The following is a 12,638-nucleotide window of genomic DNA, read 5'->3' as shown; positions in this document are numbered from 1 at the left end:
TAGCCAATTGGCCCCCAGGGTGAGGGACTGGGGGCCTTTGCCAACACGGCATTACTTGGCGGGCAGGTAGCGAATACTTGCTATTGGGCGGCCACGCCGAGCCCGATCGGGCAGCTCACCCCGGTGCCCGCCAGCCCGCAATAGCCATTGGGATTCTTGGCCAGATATTGCTGGTGATAGGTCTCGGCATAATAGAACGGCCCGGCCGGCCCGATCTCGGTGGTGATCGGTCCCAGGCCCTTGGCCTTGAGCGCCTCGCCATAGGTTGCGCGGCTTTTCTCAACGATTTCAGCCTGTTGCGGCGTGGTCGTATAGATGGCCGAGCGATATTGCGTGCCCATGTCATTGCCCTGACGCATGCCCTGTGTCGGGTCATGCTCCTCCCAGAAGGTCTTGAGCAGGGTGTCGAGACCGATAATTTTGGGATGATAGACCACTTTGACCGCCTCGGTATGGCCGGTCAGACCGGAGCAGGCTTCCTCATAGGTCGGGTTGGGCGTATGCCCGCCCTGATAGCCCACGGCGGTGACGATCACTCCTGGCAATTGCCAGAATAGCCGCTCGGCTCCCCAGAAGCAGCCCAGGCCGAAATAGATGGTCTCGGCACCTTCGGGATAGGGTCCCTTGAGCAGCTCGCCATTGACGAAGTGATTGGGTTCAATGGACATTTCTTCGGCGCGGCCGGGCAGGGCCTCGGCGGCGGAAGGCAGGTTTGTCGGCTTGTGGCGGAAGAACATCTGGTGCTCCTTTCGACCCGATATATGGTGTCTGGCCCGGCGGAATTACAGGGTCTAGATCTGTTCCTGCCGCAGGAAACGCTCGCGCCGCGGCCGGCGCCCCGCCAGGGCCAGCACCAGGCCCGGTACGGCCAGCACGGCAAAGGCCGGATAACTCAGCAATGCCTGCAGCATAACCTCGAGCAGATCGGCGAAAAAGCGGCTGTCGAAGAAGCTCGAAACCGTCTCCAGGCTGGCAATATGCAATTGCGACCAGGCTTGTCCGAGGCTGGTAAAGACGATGACATTGGCGGCCAACGACCTGGTGCCGTCGATTACAAGAAAAATCAGCGCCAAGCCAATAAGCCAGGTGCCCAATAGTCTGAAGACAAGCCGCATCCATTTTTCCTGTGCTTGCCAGGTTCAAGTCGAGCCGGCCCCGACCCGCTCCCCTCAGCACCAAACCCTTGTGACACGCCAAAACCGTACAATACAAGATGCGATTTCATCTCGGAAAAAACAATCGCCTACCGGCGAAGTGATCCCTTGCGCCGGCAAAGATCATGGGTATATTGCGCCACGCTCGCAACGGCCCTCCGGGGTTGCGTCTCCGGCATCATAGCCCAGACACGCGCGACGCGGAGAGATGGCCGAGTGGTCGAAGGCGCACGCCTGGAAAGTGTGTAGGCGGGGAACCGTCTCGAGGGTTCGAATCCCTCTCTCTCCGCCACTTCGGTATAAAACCGGGAACGCCGATTCCCGCCGATTTCCCTCCTTTTGTGGCTATCAGCGCCCTCAACAGCGTGTTTTTGCTGCCGTTGATGTAGATCGCATCGTCCGCGACCTCGACATGCTGGGCGAAAGCCCGGACGTGATCCCGCCGATAACCGCCCTTTCCGAGCCGAAGCCCGGTCCGCGCTTCGCTCGCCAGCTCCCGCACGGCCGCGCCTGTGAGGCCCTTATGGGCCGAGCTTTTCAGCATGGCCTCGGTCCTTACGGCGTCGGCCCGTGCCTGATCCCGTATCGCCGTAAGGCCCGCGATGCGTTCGCCGAGGGCGGATTCGGCCGGGTCGAGCGAACCCGCCTCGATAGCCTCGTAGAGCCGCTTTAGCCGCATATCGGCCTCGGCCGCGCGCTGGTTCAACTCGGTGATGTGCTGGCTGCGCCGCTCGACGCTCTCCTGCCGGCGATCCAGCAGCGAGGCGAGCACGTCTTCGATCCGCTCGGGGTCCAGCAGCCTTTCCTCGATGTGGCTGACCACGATGCGGTCCAGCTTGTCCATCGGGATCGCGCGGCCCTTGCAGCCGGTTTCGCCCTGCCGTGCCCGGATCGAACAGGCATAGTAGCGGTAGCGGCCGTTCTTGCCCGTGCGCAGCGTCATGGCCCCACCGCAATTGCCGCAATAGCAAATGCCGGTCAGCAGGTTCGGGCCGCTGACGACGCGCGGCGGCGTCACCTTCGGATTGTTGACCTGCAACCGCTTCTGCACCGCCTCGAATATCTCAAGGTCGATCAGCGGCGGCACCGCGACGGTGACGACTTCTTCCTCGGGCTTCACCTCGCCTTTCTTGGACCGGCGGTTGAACCGATGTTCGCCGATATAGGTGCGGCGGGTCAGGACGCGGTGAAGCTGGCCGATGCCCCAACGTCCGCCGCTGCGGGTGAACATGCGGTTCCTGTTGAGGTAGCTGACGATGTTCTTGACGCCCATGGGGCCGGACGTGCCGTCGCCTTCCAATGCTAGGCGGAAGATCATCCGCACGGTGTCGGCGTGCAGCGGGTCGATTTCCAGCTTCTTCTTCATCTTCGTGCCGCGCTGCTCGGCATCGACGACGCGGTAGCCGATGGGCGGCAGCGAGCCATTCCAGAAGCCTTGCCGCGCGTTCTCCTTCAAGGCGCGCAGGACGTGCTTGGCGTTCTCCTTCGACTGGTATTCGTCGAACAGTGACATGATCCGCCGCATCATCTGGTGGATCGGATCGTCGCCAAGCTCCTGCGTCATGGATACGAGCTTGACGCCGTTCTTCGCCAGCTTCCGGTAGTAGTATTCCATTTCAAATTCGTCGCGGAAGAACCGCGAGAAGCTATGCACCACCACCACGTCGAACGCTGGCGGCTTCGACGTGCCGGCTTCGATCATGCGCTGGAACTCGGGGCGGCGGTCGTTGGTCGCCGATGCGCCCGGCTCGATGAAGGTTTCCACAAGCTGATAACCGCGAGACTCGCAATAGGCTTCGCCCTGCCGCTTCTGGTCGGGGATCGACACGTCATGCTCGGCTTGCCGCGCCGTCGAGACGCGCAGATAGAGCGCGGCGCGCAGGGCGACGTGTGGGGAATGAATGTTCATAGCGCGCCTCCTTTCGCCGCGCGGCGTTCGAGCAAGGGCAACGCCAGTTCAACACGGTCATGGACAACCTTGGGCGCGAGCTTGCGGCCTTCCTTCTCCAAGCGGACAAGGCCGTAGCTCTCCATCGTCTTCATGGTGCGTGACAGGTTGGATAAGGCCCGGCCGGTGATCTCCGAAAGTTCCTCCAGCGAGGCCGGAGCTTTCTCGGCGATGACGCGCAGCAGTTCGCGGTTCCCGGCCGACAGCACCTTGGCGAAGGATTCGGTTGATGTGAACCACACCTTCGGATCGTCCGCCGCCGGCTTTTCCTCGCCGCGCGCGATCCGCATGGTGCGGGCCTTCATCTCGTCGTAGCCGGCAATCCCAACTTTCAATGTGGTCATAGGGCACCTCGCTCCTTCAATACCGCGTCCACCGCCTGCCAGAAGTCGGCCAGCAGCGTGGCCGCATCCTCGTAGGCGTAGGGCTTCACGGTCTGGAGGCGGTGTCGATGGTCCATCGGCTCGCCCCTCCTGCCTCGGCCGACCGGATGGGCATTATCGAAGCCGACCAGCCGTTCGCCCGAAGGCCCGTGAAGCGTGAGCGAGTAATCGAGGCCGCGCGGCTTTTCCGGCGATGCCGGAACGCGGGTGATAACGAACTTCACCCAATGGCCGCCCTCGGGATCGACAACGAGCACCTGTCCGTCGAGGTCCAGAAGCGTGTCGAGGCTCGGGTCACGTTCCTCGCTCATGACTTATCCTTATCACTTTCTGATAAGTATGGCAAGGATTTATTCTCGGCTTCAAGGTCGATTGGGCCGAAAAGGCGGTCGAGCACATGACCGAAATACCGCTCGAAGATTTGTAGTTCTTCCTCGGTGATCGGCACCTTTTCGGGCCAGTCGTCGAAGACCGGCAGCGTCTCAACATCGACGATGCGAAGCGGCGAGCTGCGGCGTTCCCGGCCGTCTGGCGTGGGTTCGTCGGCGTAGTCGAAAAGATCGTCGGGAAGTGCTTCGGGGACCGGGTGTCGCGGTCGCCCTTTGCGGGCGCGGCGGCGCTCTGCGCACATGGAATCCTCCTTGGTTCTGGTGGATTCCGGGGCGCAATAGGCCCCGGAATTAGGCGAACCATGGAGGGCAGTCGGCGGCCTGTAGCGTGCCGCATTTGCGTCTATGCGCTGGCGGCACCCCTGCCGGGATGGGACTTAGTTGGCGGCTCGCCGCGCTCTCGCAAACCCCCGATCCGTTGCGATGAACCGCTCCAGCATCGGCACGATGAGCCTGACGGGATCGGCGACAGGCTGGCCCGTCTCGCGCGCCAGCACTTCGGCATAAGCGACCAGATCGCGGTGGAGCGGCGCGGGCAACTCCACCGTCACCTTGACGGGCTTGTCGTCTGGCAGCGGGCCGAGTTTCAGCCTGGTCATGGTCAACCTCCTGCCGGCTCGAACACAAGATCGCGGGTGACGATAATCCTGACCGGAAAGCCGGGCCGGATCGTCAGCGTCGGCGCGACCTGCAACTGGCGTTGGACGATCTGCTGGCCGGCCTGATTGACGGTATCCTGCGCCCCGTCGCGGATGGCGCGGATCAGCCGGTCCTCGTCGCTGGTCGCCAGCTCGGTGCCGACTGCGAGCAGCGTGGACAGCCCTGCGGCCTTCATCAGATCCCACCAATGATAATCGACGCCATCCTCAAGGCCAGCATAGCCGCTGGCGTCCGCGCCCGGCAGGCGTTCCAGAACGATGGACCGGCCGCCCGGCAGGATCAGGCGATTCCAGACCAGCAACACGCGACGCTGGCCGAAGGTCACGCCGTCATTGTATTGGCCGATGATGCGGGTGCCTTGCGGGATCAGCAGCAGCGAGCCGGTCGGGCTGTCATAGACGTTCTCCGTCACCTGCGCGGTGATCTGGCCGGGCAGATCGGAACGGATGCCGGTTATCAGCGCAGCGGGGATCACGGCCCCGGCCTGAAGGATGTAGGGCGATGCCGGCGGCGCAACGCGATCCGGGGCGACGGTCTGCCGGTCCACGGGTCCATTGAGAAATGCCGCGTGGCGATCCTGTGTCGCGGGCTGCCCGCCGAGGCCAAGCCCGGCAAGGCCGGGCATGGCGGTGCCGGCTGGCGCTCCCCTGCGGGGGCCGGACTGGAAAAAGACGTTGCTCAAGCGCGCGGCTTCTTCCTCGGCCCTGCGGCGTTCTTCCTCTGGATCGACGGCGGGCGTCGTGATTGCCGGCGTTACAATGGGCTGCCCCCGGTTCTGCGCGTCGAGGATCGGGCGGCCGAGGTCGCCGGGTAGCGCCGGGCCGAGCGCCGGGCCGCTATAGTCGCGCGGCAGGCCAGACAATCCGTCCGCCGTGGGGCGGTTCTCGGTCGAATAGAGTTCGTCCCCTCCCGGTCCTGCATCGCGGGTCTGGAGCGCATAGATCAGCGCCCCGCCGATGCCGAGAAGCGCGACGGCTCCGACGCCTGCCAGCATCTTGCGCGATAGGCGCGTGACACGGGGCGTTTCGGCGCGCAGGCGCATGGGGGCGGCGGTATCGGTATCGCTCATGAGGACGATCCTCCCGTGGTCGTGCTGGCTGGCTCTGCTGCGGCCTGCGTCGGGTTGGTGCGGACGATCCTGACGACCTGCTGGCGGTTGCCGCTGCCAAGGCGCAACTCGGCCGCGCCGAACAGGCGGTCCACGATCAGGACGTTCTGGTGGATGCGGGAATTGACGATCTGCGGCTCGCCGTTCGCGCCAAGCACGAAGATCGGCGGCATTTCGCCCTGCACAATCCCGGCCGGGAAGACGACATAGACGCGGCGTCCATCGTCGAACACCGAAACCGGCCGCCATGGCGGGCTGTCGCCCTGCACCTGCAAGCCATAGCGATAGTTCCGCGCAGCCTCGGCCGGGATGATTGGCGCGGCCGGGACGGCGCGGCGCTGGCCGGGCGTTGCGGGATAGGACCATGCGACGGAAGGCATGTAGAGCGATTCCCGCGCGCGCAGTTCGATCATGTAGGTGCGTCGGTCGGTGGTGACGACAAGGTTGGTGGAAATGTCCGGCCGTGTCGGCTTCACGAGGATATGGACACGGCGGTTCGCACCGCTGCCGCTCTCGGTGTCGCCGATGATCCAGCGGGCGGTGTCGCCGGCTGCAATCGGCCCCGCGCCGGTCAGACTCTCGCCCGGCTCCAGCGCAATGGTCGTGATCTGCCCGACTGCGGCATAGACCTGATAGAGCGCGCCTTCGCTCCACGGATATATCTGGATGGCGTTGTAGTAGCCTTCCCGGCGCGGCTCGACGCGGGCGGCGGCATTGGCGTTCTCGACGCGGCCGGTTGGCGTGCCTGCGGCGGTGCCGCCGCGCGCCACGGTCCATGCCGGGGGCACATGCAGCGGCCGAGGCGTGTTGTCGGTTGCCGCCACCTGCACGGTCGGCAGCGGCGGCACGCTGGCGTCGTAGCTGAATTGCGGCGTCCGGTTGGTCGCGCAGCCTGCCAAAGTAATTGCCACCGCCGACGCAAAAATCGCATAGGTTAGCGACTTCAGGATCAGTAAGGAGGAACCGACAGAATGGATTCTGTGCCGACGATTGTTGCCCGGTATATCGACGCCTACAACAGGATGAATGTTCAGGCGATGCTCGACTGCCTGTCGGGCGACGTTCGGTTTATCAACAGATCGAACGGAGAGATGACGAACGAAACGCACGGGATCGAGGCATTTCGCGCGCTGGCGGAACAGGGCGTCCAGTTGTTTGCTGAAAGAGAACAGACGATCCTCGACTGCATCGCCATAGACGACCGTGCAGCGGTGCGCATCGGCTATCGCGCCAAGGTCAAAACCGATCTGCCCAACGGCTGGAAGGCCGGGCAGGAGATCGAGATGACGGGCACCTCGTTCTTCATGATCTCCGAGGGGAAGATCAGCGAAGTGATTGATGCAAGCTGACGCTTTCATTGGCTCATCTCCCGCGACCACGAAATTGCATTGACGTATATTCCCAACGGATTGGCGCGCAGGCGCTCGGCGTCGCGCGGGGGCTGGATGACGATGGTGAGAATAGCCGTCCATCGTTCGGTCGTGGAAAGCTGGCCGTTCTCGAAATGCCTTTCCGTCCACGCCACGCGGAAGCTGTTGGGCGAGGCCCGGATGACGCTCGACACCTCGACGGCGACTTGGCTCCGGCCGACGCGGGTGAAGGGATCATTGGTGCGGGCGTAGTCGTTCAATGCCGCCGCACCGCGATCCGTGGTCCACTCATAGGCGCGAAGCCAGTTCTGGCGGACAATGATCGCGTCGGCCGGGATCGCGCGGACCTGCTCGATGAAGCGGCCGAGATGGAACGCGATCTGCGGATCGGTCGGGCGATAGTCGGCGCTCGCGGGGGCGACGGTCTGCGCCTGACCGAGATTATCGACCTGAACGACCCAAGGCACCACGGTCCCACGTGCGGACTGCCAGACCAGCGCCGAGGCAAAGCCGGCCGAAAGGATCAGGGAGCCGAAGGCCATGAGCCTCCAGTTCCTCGCCTGCACGCGGGCCGAGCCGATACGCTCGTCCCATGCCTGCGCGGCCTTCTGATAGGGCGTCTCGGGTTCGGGCGATTTGCCGTAATGGGTTGCTGGTCGTTTGAAGATGCTCATGAGCGGTCACTTTCGGAAAGGTTGACGGAGGAACCGGAGCCGTGGCTGTCGCCGGAGCGGACGGCATGGGCGGTCATGGTGGTGCCATGGTTCATGGCCTGCCGGCGCTGCATCCGCTGCGCCCAAGCCGGAGGACCGCCGGCCGGGCTGGATGGCGCGGCTGCGGGATCGGCACTCGCACCGCCGACCGTGCCCATGGTGGAGCTGCCGCCAGTCGCGCCGAAGCCGGCCTTTACGCCAGCGGAGAAGCTGGATTTGACGCTTTCGCTTGCGCGGGATGTTGCGCTGGAGGCTGCGCGTTTGAGCGGCGAGACGGCGGCCGAGCCTGCCGCTCGGGCGACACCGCCGAGGCCGGAGGCAACGCCCGCCGCGCCGGACTGGCCGAGCGAGCCGACGCTATAGGCAGCGGTCGCCGCGCCCGCGGCGGTCGCGCCGCCGCGGACGGCCGCGGCCCCACCGGACAGAGCAGCAGCGCCGCCCTTCGCGGCAAGCATGGCCCCGCCGCCAGCCGCCGCGCCGCCGGCAAGCACCATGCCGCCAGCGGCGAGGCCCGTGCCAACGGCCGCGCCTGCGCCGAGTTGCGGCCCGCCCGAAACGATGCCGTTGGCGATACCGGGGCCGAAGATGCCGAGGCCAAGCAGCGACAGCGCGGCGAGCACAATCGCCATCGCGTCGTCGATGGTCGGGGTCGCCCCGCCGAAACCGGCCGTGAATTGCGAGAACAGTGTCGAGCCGATGCCGATGATGACGGCGAGGACCAAGACCTTGATGCCGGACGACACTACGTTGCCAAGCACCTTTTCAGCCATGAAGGCGGTCTTGCCGAACAACCCGAACGGGATCAGCACAAAGCCGGCTAGCGTCACCAGTTTGAACTCGATCAGCGTCACGAAAAGCTGGATCGCCAAAATGAAAAAGGCCAGCACCACAAGCGCCCATGCGAACAGCAGGCAAGCGATCTGGATGAAATTCTCGAAAAAGCTGATCCAGCCCATCAGGTCGGAAATGGAATCGAGCAGCGGACGGCCGGCGTCGAGGCCGGTCTGCGCGACGCGGCCCGGCCGCATCAGATCGGTGACAGAAAAGCCGGTGCCCGACGCCATGAGGCCAAGGCCGGCGAAGCTCTCGAAGACGATCCGGGCGAGGTTGTTCCAGTTAGAAATGATGTAGGCGAAGACGCCGACGAACAGCGTCTTTTTCACCAAGCGCGCGATGATGTCGTCATCCGCGCCCCATGCCCAAAAGAGCGCGGCGAGCGTCACGTCGATCACGATCAGGGTGGTGGCGATGAAGGCGACCTCGCCGCCGAGCAGGCCGAAACCGCTGTCGATGTAGGAGGTGAATACGCCTAGAAAAGAGTCGATGACGCCCGTGTTGCCCATGGTCAGCGCCCTTCGCTGGATTGCGGTGCGGCGGGCGCTGGCGTGCGGCCGAGGAAGCGGTCGCGGGATTCAGCCCATGCGGCGAGGCAGTCGGCGTCGCTTGCCGCCGCCTCGCCGAGCTGCTGGCAACGGCGCAGGCTTTCGCGCAGCGGATCGGCCGGGGGCTGGAGGGCCGATGCGGGCCGTGGCGCGGGAGGTTCGTCCTTCCGCGCCATGTCGATTGCGGTCACTGTCAAGGCAATCGCGACGAACACCACGGCCCCGAGCCGGGCCAGCATCTTGCCGTCCATGGCGAGCCTCCCGGTCAGTTGTTACCGTTGAACATCTGCGCGTTGCCCGGCTGGTAGCCGGTGCCCGGCGTCAGGAACCGCTCGCGCTGGATGCGGCCCTGTTCGGCGGCAGTCGCGCGCTCTGCCTCGGTCAGCGCATCGGCGCGGCCATTCGCCGAGATGACCGCGATCAGGTCGGAAAGCTGTTGCGACTGGAGCGCGAGAAGCTGATTGCCGGCCTGCGTGGCTTGCAGCGCGCCGGTTGCGCCCTGACTCTGGCCGACCAGCGCGGCCATCTCGGCACGGTTGCCGTCGATATTGCCGACCGCGCCCGCCTGAACGCGCATCGCGTCCTGCAAGCCGCCGACCGTGTTCTCCCAGCGGCTACGTGCATCGGCGACAAGCTGGGCGTCGGTCGTCGAAAGCGAGACGTTGCCATATTGCTGCTGGAACGCTTGGTCGATCTGGCCGACCTCGAAAGCGATGTTCTGCGCTTGGCCCAAAAGCTGTTGCGTGCGCTGGACGTTCTGCTGGAGCTGCTGGAGCGATGAATATGGCAGGCTCGCCAGATTGCGGGCCTGATTGATGAGCATCTGCGCCTCGTTCTGGAGGCTGGTGATCTGGTTGTTGATCTGCTCCAGCGTGCGCGCTGCCGTGAGCACGTTCTGCGCATAGTTGCTCGGGTCATAGACGATGCGGCCGAAGCCGAATTGCGCATGGGCCGGGCTTGCCAGCATGGGCGAAAGCGCGACGGGCACGGCGAGCGCCAGCGTAAGGGCCGAGGCACCGACGATCTTGGAATAGGTCATAGAAGAATCTCCTGTGTGGGGTGGTTATCGAGCCGGGCCGGCACGGCGGATTCCGGCCGGTCGGCGAGATTGGTGAGGTTGGGGATCAGGTCGGCCGCCCAATCGACGCCGCGCGCCTGTAGCCATGCGGCGAGGAAGCCATCGCGGCCGTGTTCGGCGACGATCTGCGCGATGAGCGTCTGGTCGGATTTGGCGGATGCGGCGCAGAGCGCGAGGCCGACTTCGGACAGGCCAAGCTCGAACAGGCGATTGCCCCTGCGGCTTTGGCAGTAGTAATCCCGTTTGGGCGTGGCCCTTGCGAGGATTTCGATCTGGCGGTCATTGAGGCCGAAGCGGCGATAGATGGCCGTGATCTGCGGTTCGATGGCCCGCTCGTTCGGCAGCAAGAGCCGCGTCGGACAGCTCTCGATAATCGCGGGCGCGATGTTGCTGCCGTCAATGTCGGACAGGCTTTGCGTGGCGAAGATGACGCTGGCGTTTTTCTTGCGCAGCGTTTTCAGCCATTCGCGGAGCTGGCCGGCAAAACCTTCATCGTCGAGCGCGAGCCAGCCTTCATCTATGATGAGAAGCGTGGGTCGGCCGTCGAGCCGGTCGCCGATGCGATGGAACAGGTAGGACAGCACGGCCGGGGCCGCGCCGGTCCCGACAAGCCCCTCGATCTCGAACGCCTGCACGTCCGCCGAGCCGAGGTGTTCCGCCTCGGCGTCGAGCAGCCGGCCATAGGCACCGCCGACGCAGAACGGTCGAAGCGCCTGTTTCAGATCGTTGGATTGCAGCAGCACCGCAAGGCCGGTGATGGTGCGTTCCTCGACCGGGGCCGAGGCCAGCGAAGTCAGCGCCGTCCAAAGATATTCCTTCACCTCGGGCGTGATGGCGACGCCTTCGCGCATGAGGATGGCGGCGATCCAGTCAGCCGCCCATGCGCGTTCATAGGTGTCATGGATGCGGGCGAGCGGCTGGAGTGAAACGAACGCCTCGTCCCCTTCTGTCAGCCCGCCGCCGAGGTCGTGCCAGTCGCCGCCCATGGCGAGCGCGGCGGCGCGGATCGAGCCGCCGAAGTCGAAGGCGAAGATTTGGCTGCGTTCATAGCGGCGGAACTGCAAGGCCATGAGGGCGAGCAGCACGGATTTGCCCGCGCCGGTCGGGCCGACGACTAGGGTATGGCCGACATCGCCGACATGGAGACTTAGCCGGAACGGGGTTGAGCCTTCGGTCTTTCCAAAGAGCAAAGGGGGCGCACCGAAATGCTCGTCCCGTTCCGGCCCCGCCCACACCGCCGAAAGCGGGATCATGTGGGCGAGATTCAAAGTGCTGATGGGCGGCTGGCGGACATTCGCGTAGGCGTGTCCGGGCAGGCTGCCAAGCCATGCGTCAACTGCGTTGAGGGTCTCGGCCATGGCGATGAAGTCGCGGCCCTGAACGATCTTCTCGATCAGGCGCAGCTTCTCTTGCGCCACGCGCGGGTCGGCATCCCAAACGGTGACGGTCGCCGTGACATAGGCCATGCCCGCCACGTCCGCGCCGAGTTCCTGCAACGCCATGTCGGCGTCGAGCGCCTTGTTGGCGGCGTCGGTGTCCACAAGCGCGGACGCCTCGTTGGTCATCACCTCTTTCAAGATCGCCGCTACGGACTTGCGCTTGGCAAACCACTGGCGACGGATGCGGGTCAGCAGCCGGGTCGCATCGGTCTTGTCGAGCAGGATCGCGCGCGTGCTCCACCTGTAGGAGAACGGCAGCCGGTTCATTTCGTCGAGCAGGCCCGGCGTCGTCGCGGTGGGGAAGCCCACGATGGTCAGGACGCGCAGATGTGCATCGCCAAGGCGCGGCTCCAGCCCGCCGGTCAAAGGCTGGTCGGCGAGCAGCGCGTCGAGGTGCATCGGCACCTCGGGCACGCGCACGCGATGGCGGTTGGTCGAGATGGTGGAATGAAGATAGGTCAACGTCGCACCGTCATCCATCCAACGGCATTCGGGCATGAAGCCGTCGAGCAAGGCCAGCACGCGGTCGGTACGGTCGATGAAGCCGCGCAGCAGTTCCCACGGGTCCACGCCCGCTTTCTCCCGGCCCTCGTAGAGCCATGCCTCAGTGCGGGCGGCTTCCTCGGCCGGGGGCAGCCAGAGGAAGGTCAGGAAGTAGCCGGACACGAAATGCGCGCCCGCTTCCTCGAAACCGGCCTTGCGCTCGGCATCGACCAGCGCCGACGCGGGATCGGGAAAGGTGCTGTCGGGATAGGTCGCGGCCTCGCTGCGCTGCGCCTCAACGAAGATGCTCCAGCCGGAGCCGAGGCGGCGCACGGCATTGTTGATGCGGCCGGCGACGGCGACTAGCTCGGCGGCGACGGCGGAATCCAGATCGGGACCGCGAAACTTCGCCGTCCTCTGAAAACTGCCGTCCTTGTTCAAGACGACGCCCGAGCCGACCAGCGTGGCCCATGGGAGATAGTCGGCGAGCCGGGATGCGGTGCGGCGGTATTCGGTAAGGTTCATCATGGC

At 65.0% G+C, this 12,638-nt stretch carries 14 protein-coding genes, 1 tRNA gene and 1 pseudogene; 2 read left to right on the top strand and 14 right to left on the bottom strand.

Going from position 1 to position 12,638, the window contains the following annotated elements; genetic code table 11:
• Positions 1-80: 80 nt before the first annotated feature.
• Both msrA and O9Z70_RS11710 read right to left on the bottom strand, forming a co-directional pair.
• On the bottom strand, positions 81-737 hold the full coding sequence (gene msrA / locus O9Z70_RS11715; RefSeq protein WP_286019634.1) for a peptide-methionine (S)-S-oxide reductase MsrA: 657 nt from the start codon (positions 735-737) through the stop codon (positions 81-83).
• 54 nt (positions 738-791) lie between these two features.
• Entirely contained in the window at positions 792-1,115 is a 324-nt protein-coding gene (locus O9Z70_RS11710; protein WP_286019633.1) for a hypothetical protein, read from the bottom strand.
• Positions 1,116-1,356: 241 nt separating this feature from the next.
• Here O9Z70_RS11710 and O9Z70_RS11705 point away from each other — a divergent pair.
• Positions 1,357-1,446, top strand: a tRNA-Ser gene (locus O9Z70_RS11705).
• Positions 1,447-2,022: 576 nt separating this feature from the next.
• On the opposite strand, the pseudogene O9Z70_RS16280 reads toward O9Z70_RS11705, so the two are convergent.
• The 7 genes and pseudogenes from O9Z70_RS16280 to trbG form a co-directional block, all read right to left on the bottom strand.
• Positions 2,023-3,063 (bottom strand): annotated as a pseudogene (locus O9Z70_RS16280) (recombinase family protein); the annotation flags it as partial.
• Positions 3,060-3,446, bottom strand: a complete 387-nt coding sequence (locus tag O9Z70_RS11690) for an HVO_A0114 family putative DNA-binding protein (RefSeq protein WP_023516013.1) — start codon at positions 3,444-3,446, stop codon at positions 3,060-3,062. The gene O9Z70_RS11690 and the pseudogene O9Z70_RS16280, both read right to left, overlap by 4 nt.
• On the bottom strand, positions 3,443-3,796 hold the full coding sequence (locus O9Z70_RS11685; protein WP_023516014.1) for a toxin-antitoxin system TumE family protein: 354 nt from the start codon (positions 3,794-3,796) through the stop codon (positions 3,443-3,445). The genes O9Z70_RS11690 and O9Z70_RS11685 overlap by 4 nt, the downstream gene beginning before the upstream one ends.
• Positions 3,793-4,116: a hypothetical protein gene (locus O9Z70_RS11680; protein WP_023516015.1), complete on the bottom strand. Its 324-nt coding sequence runs from the start codon at positions 4,114-4,116 to the stop codon at positions 3,793-3,795. The genes O9Z70_RS11685 and O9Z70_RS11680 overlap by 4 nt, the downstream gene beginning before the upstream one ends.
• Before the next feature lie 135 nt (positions 4,117-4,251).
• Positions 4,252-4,473: a DUF2274 domain-containing protein gene (locus tag O9Z70_RS11675; RefSeq protein ID WP_023516016.1), complete on the bottom strand. Its 222-nt coding sequence runs from the start codon at positions 4,471-4,473 to the stop codon at positions 4,252-4,254.
• Between the two features lie 2 nt (positions 4,474-4,475).
• The gene (locus O9Z70_RS11670; protein ID WP_023516017.1) at positions 4,476-5,603 is read right to left on the bottom strand and encodes a TraB/TrbI/VirB10 family type IV secretion system protein; all 1,128 of its coding nucleotides are present in this window, start codon (positions 5,601-5,603) and stop codon (positions 4,476-4,478) included.
• Positions 5,600-6,553, bottom strand: a complete 954-nt coding sequence (gene trbG / locus O9Z70_RS11665) for a P-type conjugative transfer protein TrbG (protein ID WP_245290330.1) — start codon at positions 6,551-6,553, stop codon at positions 5,600-5,602. Before trbG ends, O9Z70_RS11670 begins: the two co-directional genes overlap by 4 nt.
• 60 nt (positions 6,554-6,613) lie before the next feature.
• On the opposite strand from trbG, the gene O9Z70_RS11660 reads away from it, so the two are divergent.
• Positions 6,614-6,991, top strand: a complete 378-nt coding sequence (locus O9Z70_RS11660) for a nuclear transport factor 2 family protein (RefSeq protein WP_024269984.1) — start codon at positions 6,614-6,616, stop codon at positions 6,989-6,991.
• A 5-nt stretch (positions 6,992-6,996) separates the two neighbouring features.
• On the opposite strand, the gene trbF is transcribed toward O9Z70_RS11660, so the two are convergent.
• Genes trbF through trbE form a run of 5 tightly spaced genes read right to left on the bottom strand, consistent with a single transcriptional unit; the run spans position 6,997 to position 12,635 of the window.
• Positions 6,997-7,686 carry a conjugal transfer protein TrbF gene (trbF, locus tag O9Z70_RS11655; RefSeq protein WP_023514515.1) on the bottom strand — a complete coding sequence of 230 codons (690 nt, stop codon included), beginning with the start codon at positions 7,684-7,686 and terminating at the stop codon, positions 6,997-6,999.
• A complete protein-coding gene (gene trbL, locus O9Z70_RS11650; RefSeq protein ID WP_023514516.1) occupies positions 7,683-9,068 on the bottom strand; it encodes a P-type conjugative transfer protein TrbL in 1,386 nt (461 codons plus the stop codon). Before trbL ends, trbF begins: the two co-directional genes overlap by 4 nt.
• A 2-nt stretch (positions 9,069-9,070) precedes the next feature.
• A complete protein-coding gene (gene trbK-alt, locus O9Z70_RS11645) occupies positions 9,071-9,358 on the bottom strand; it encodes a putative entry exclusion protein TrbK-alt (protein WP_023514517.1) in 288 nt (95 codons plus the stop codon).
• Positions 9,359-9,372: 14 nt separating this feature from the next.
• Complete coding sequence (gene trbJ, locus O9Z70_RS11640; RefSeq protein WP_023514518.1) at positions 9,373-10,146, bottom strand: P-type conjugative transfer protein TrbJ; 774 nt, start codon at positions 10,144-10,146, stop codon at positions 9,373-9,375.
• Positions 10,143-12,635, bottom strand: coding sequence for a conjugal transfer protein TrbE (trbE, locus tag O9Z70_RS11635; RefSeq protein WP_023514519.1), 2,493 nt, complete (start codon positions 12,633-12,635; stop codon positions 10,143-10,145). Before trbE ends, trbJ begins: the two co-directional genes overlap by 4 nt.
• Between the last annotated feature and the right edge of the window lie 3 nt (positions 12,636-12,638).

Origin of the sequence: Devosia sp. YIM 151766 (assembly GCF_030285925.1) — a bacterium.
In the GTDB taxonomy this organism is placed as follows: Bacteria; Pseudomonadota; Alphaproteobacteria; order Rhizobiales; family Devosiaceae; genus Devosia.
This window is presented reverse-complemented; position numbering and strand designations above follow the sequence as displayed.

What these genes read in the sequence shown, in the direction of transcription:
- O9Z70_RS11675 (WP_023516016.1), bottom strand. Translation starts at nt 4,473, where the DNA reads ATGACCAGGCTGAAACTCGGCCCGCTGCCAGACGACAAGCCCGTCAAG.
- O9Z70_RS11660 (WP_024269984.1), top strand. Translation starts at nt 6,614, where the DNA reads ATGGATTCTGTGCCGACGATTGTTGCCCGGTATATCGACGCCTACAAC.
- O9Z70_RS11710 (WP_286019633.1), bottom strand. Translation starts at nt 1,115, where the DNA reads ATGCGGCTTGTCTTCAGACTATTGGGCACCTGGCTTATTGGCTTGGCG.
- O9Z70_RS11680 (WP_023516015.1), bottom strand. Translation starts at nt 4,116, where the DNA reads ATGTGCGCAGAGCGCCGCCGCGCCCGCAAAGGGCGACCGCGACACCCG.
- msrA (WP_286019634.1), bottom strand. Translation starts at nt 737, where the DNA reads ATGTTCTTCCGCCACAAGCCGACAAACCTGCCTTCCGCCGCCGAGGCC.
- O9Z70_RS11690 (WP_023516013.1), bottom strand. Translation starts at nt 3,446, where the DNA reads ATGACCACATTGAAAGTTGGGATTGCCGGCTACGACGAGATGAAGGCC.
- trbJ (WP_023514518.1), bottom strand. Translation starts at nt 10,146, where the DNA reads ATGACCTATTCCAAGATCGTCGGTGCCTCGGCCCTTACGCTGGCGCTC.
- O9Z70_RS11670 (WP_023516017.1), bottom strand. Translation starts at nt 5,603, where the DNA reads ATGAGCGATACCGATACCGCCGCCCCCATGCGCCTGCGCGCCGAAACG.
- trbE (WP_023514519.1), bottom strand. Translation starts at nt 12,635, where the DNA reads ATGATGAACCTTACCGAATACCGCCGCACCGCATCCCGGCTCGCCGAC.
- trbK-alt (WP_023514517.1), bottom strand. Translation starts at nt 9,358, where the DNA reads ATGGACGGCAAGATGCTGGCCCGGCTCGGGGCCGTGGTGTTCGTCGCG.
- O9Z70_RS11685 (WP_023516014.1), bottom strand. Translation starts at nt 3,796, where the DNA reads ATGAGCGAGGAACGTGACCCGAGCCTCGACACGCTTCTGGACCTCGAC.
- trbF (WP_023514515.1), bottom strand. Translation starts at nt 7,686, where the DNA reads ATGAGCATCTTCAAACGACCAGCAACCCATTACGGCAAATCGCCCGAA.
- trbL (WP_023514516.1), bottom strand. Translation starts at nt 9,068, where the DNA reads ATGGGCAACACGGGCGTCATCGACTCTTTTCTAGGCGTATTCACCTCC.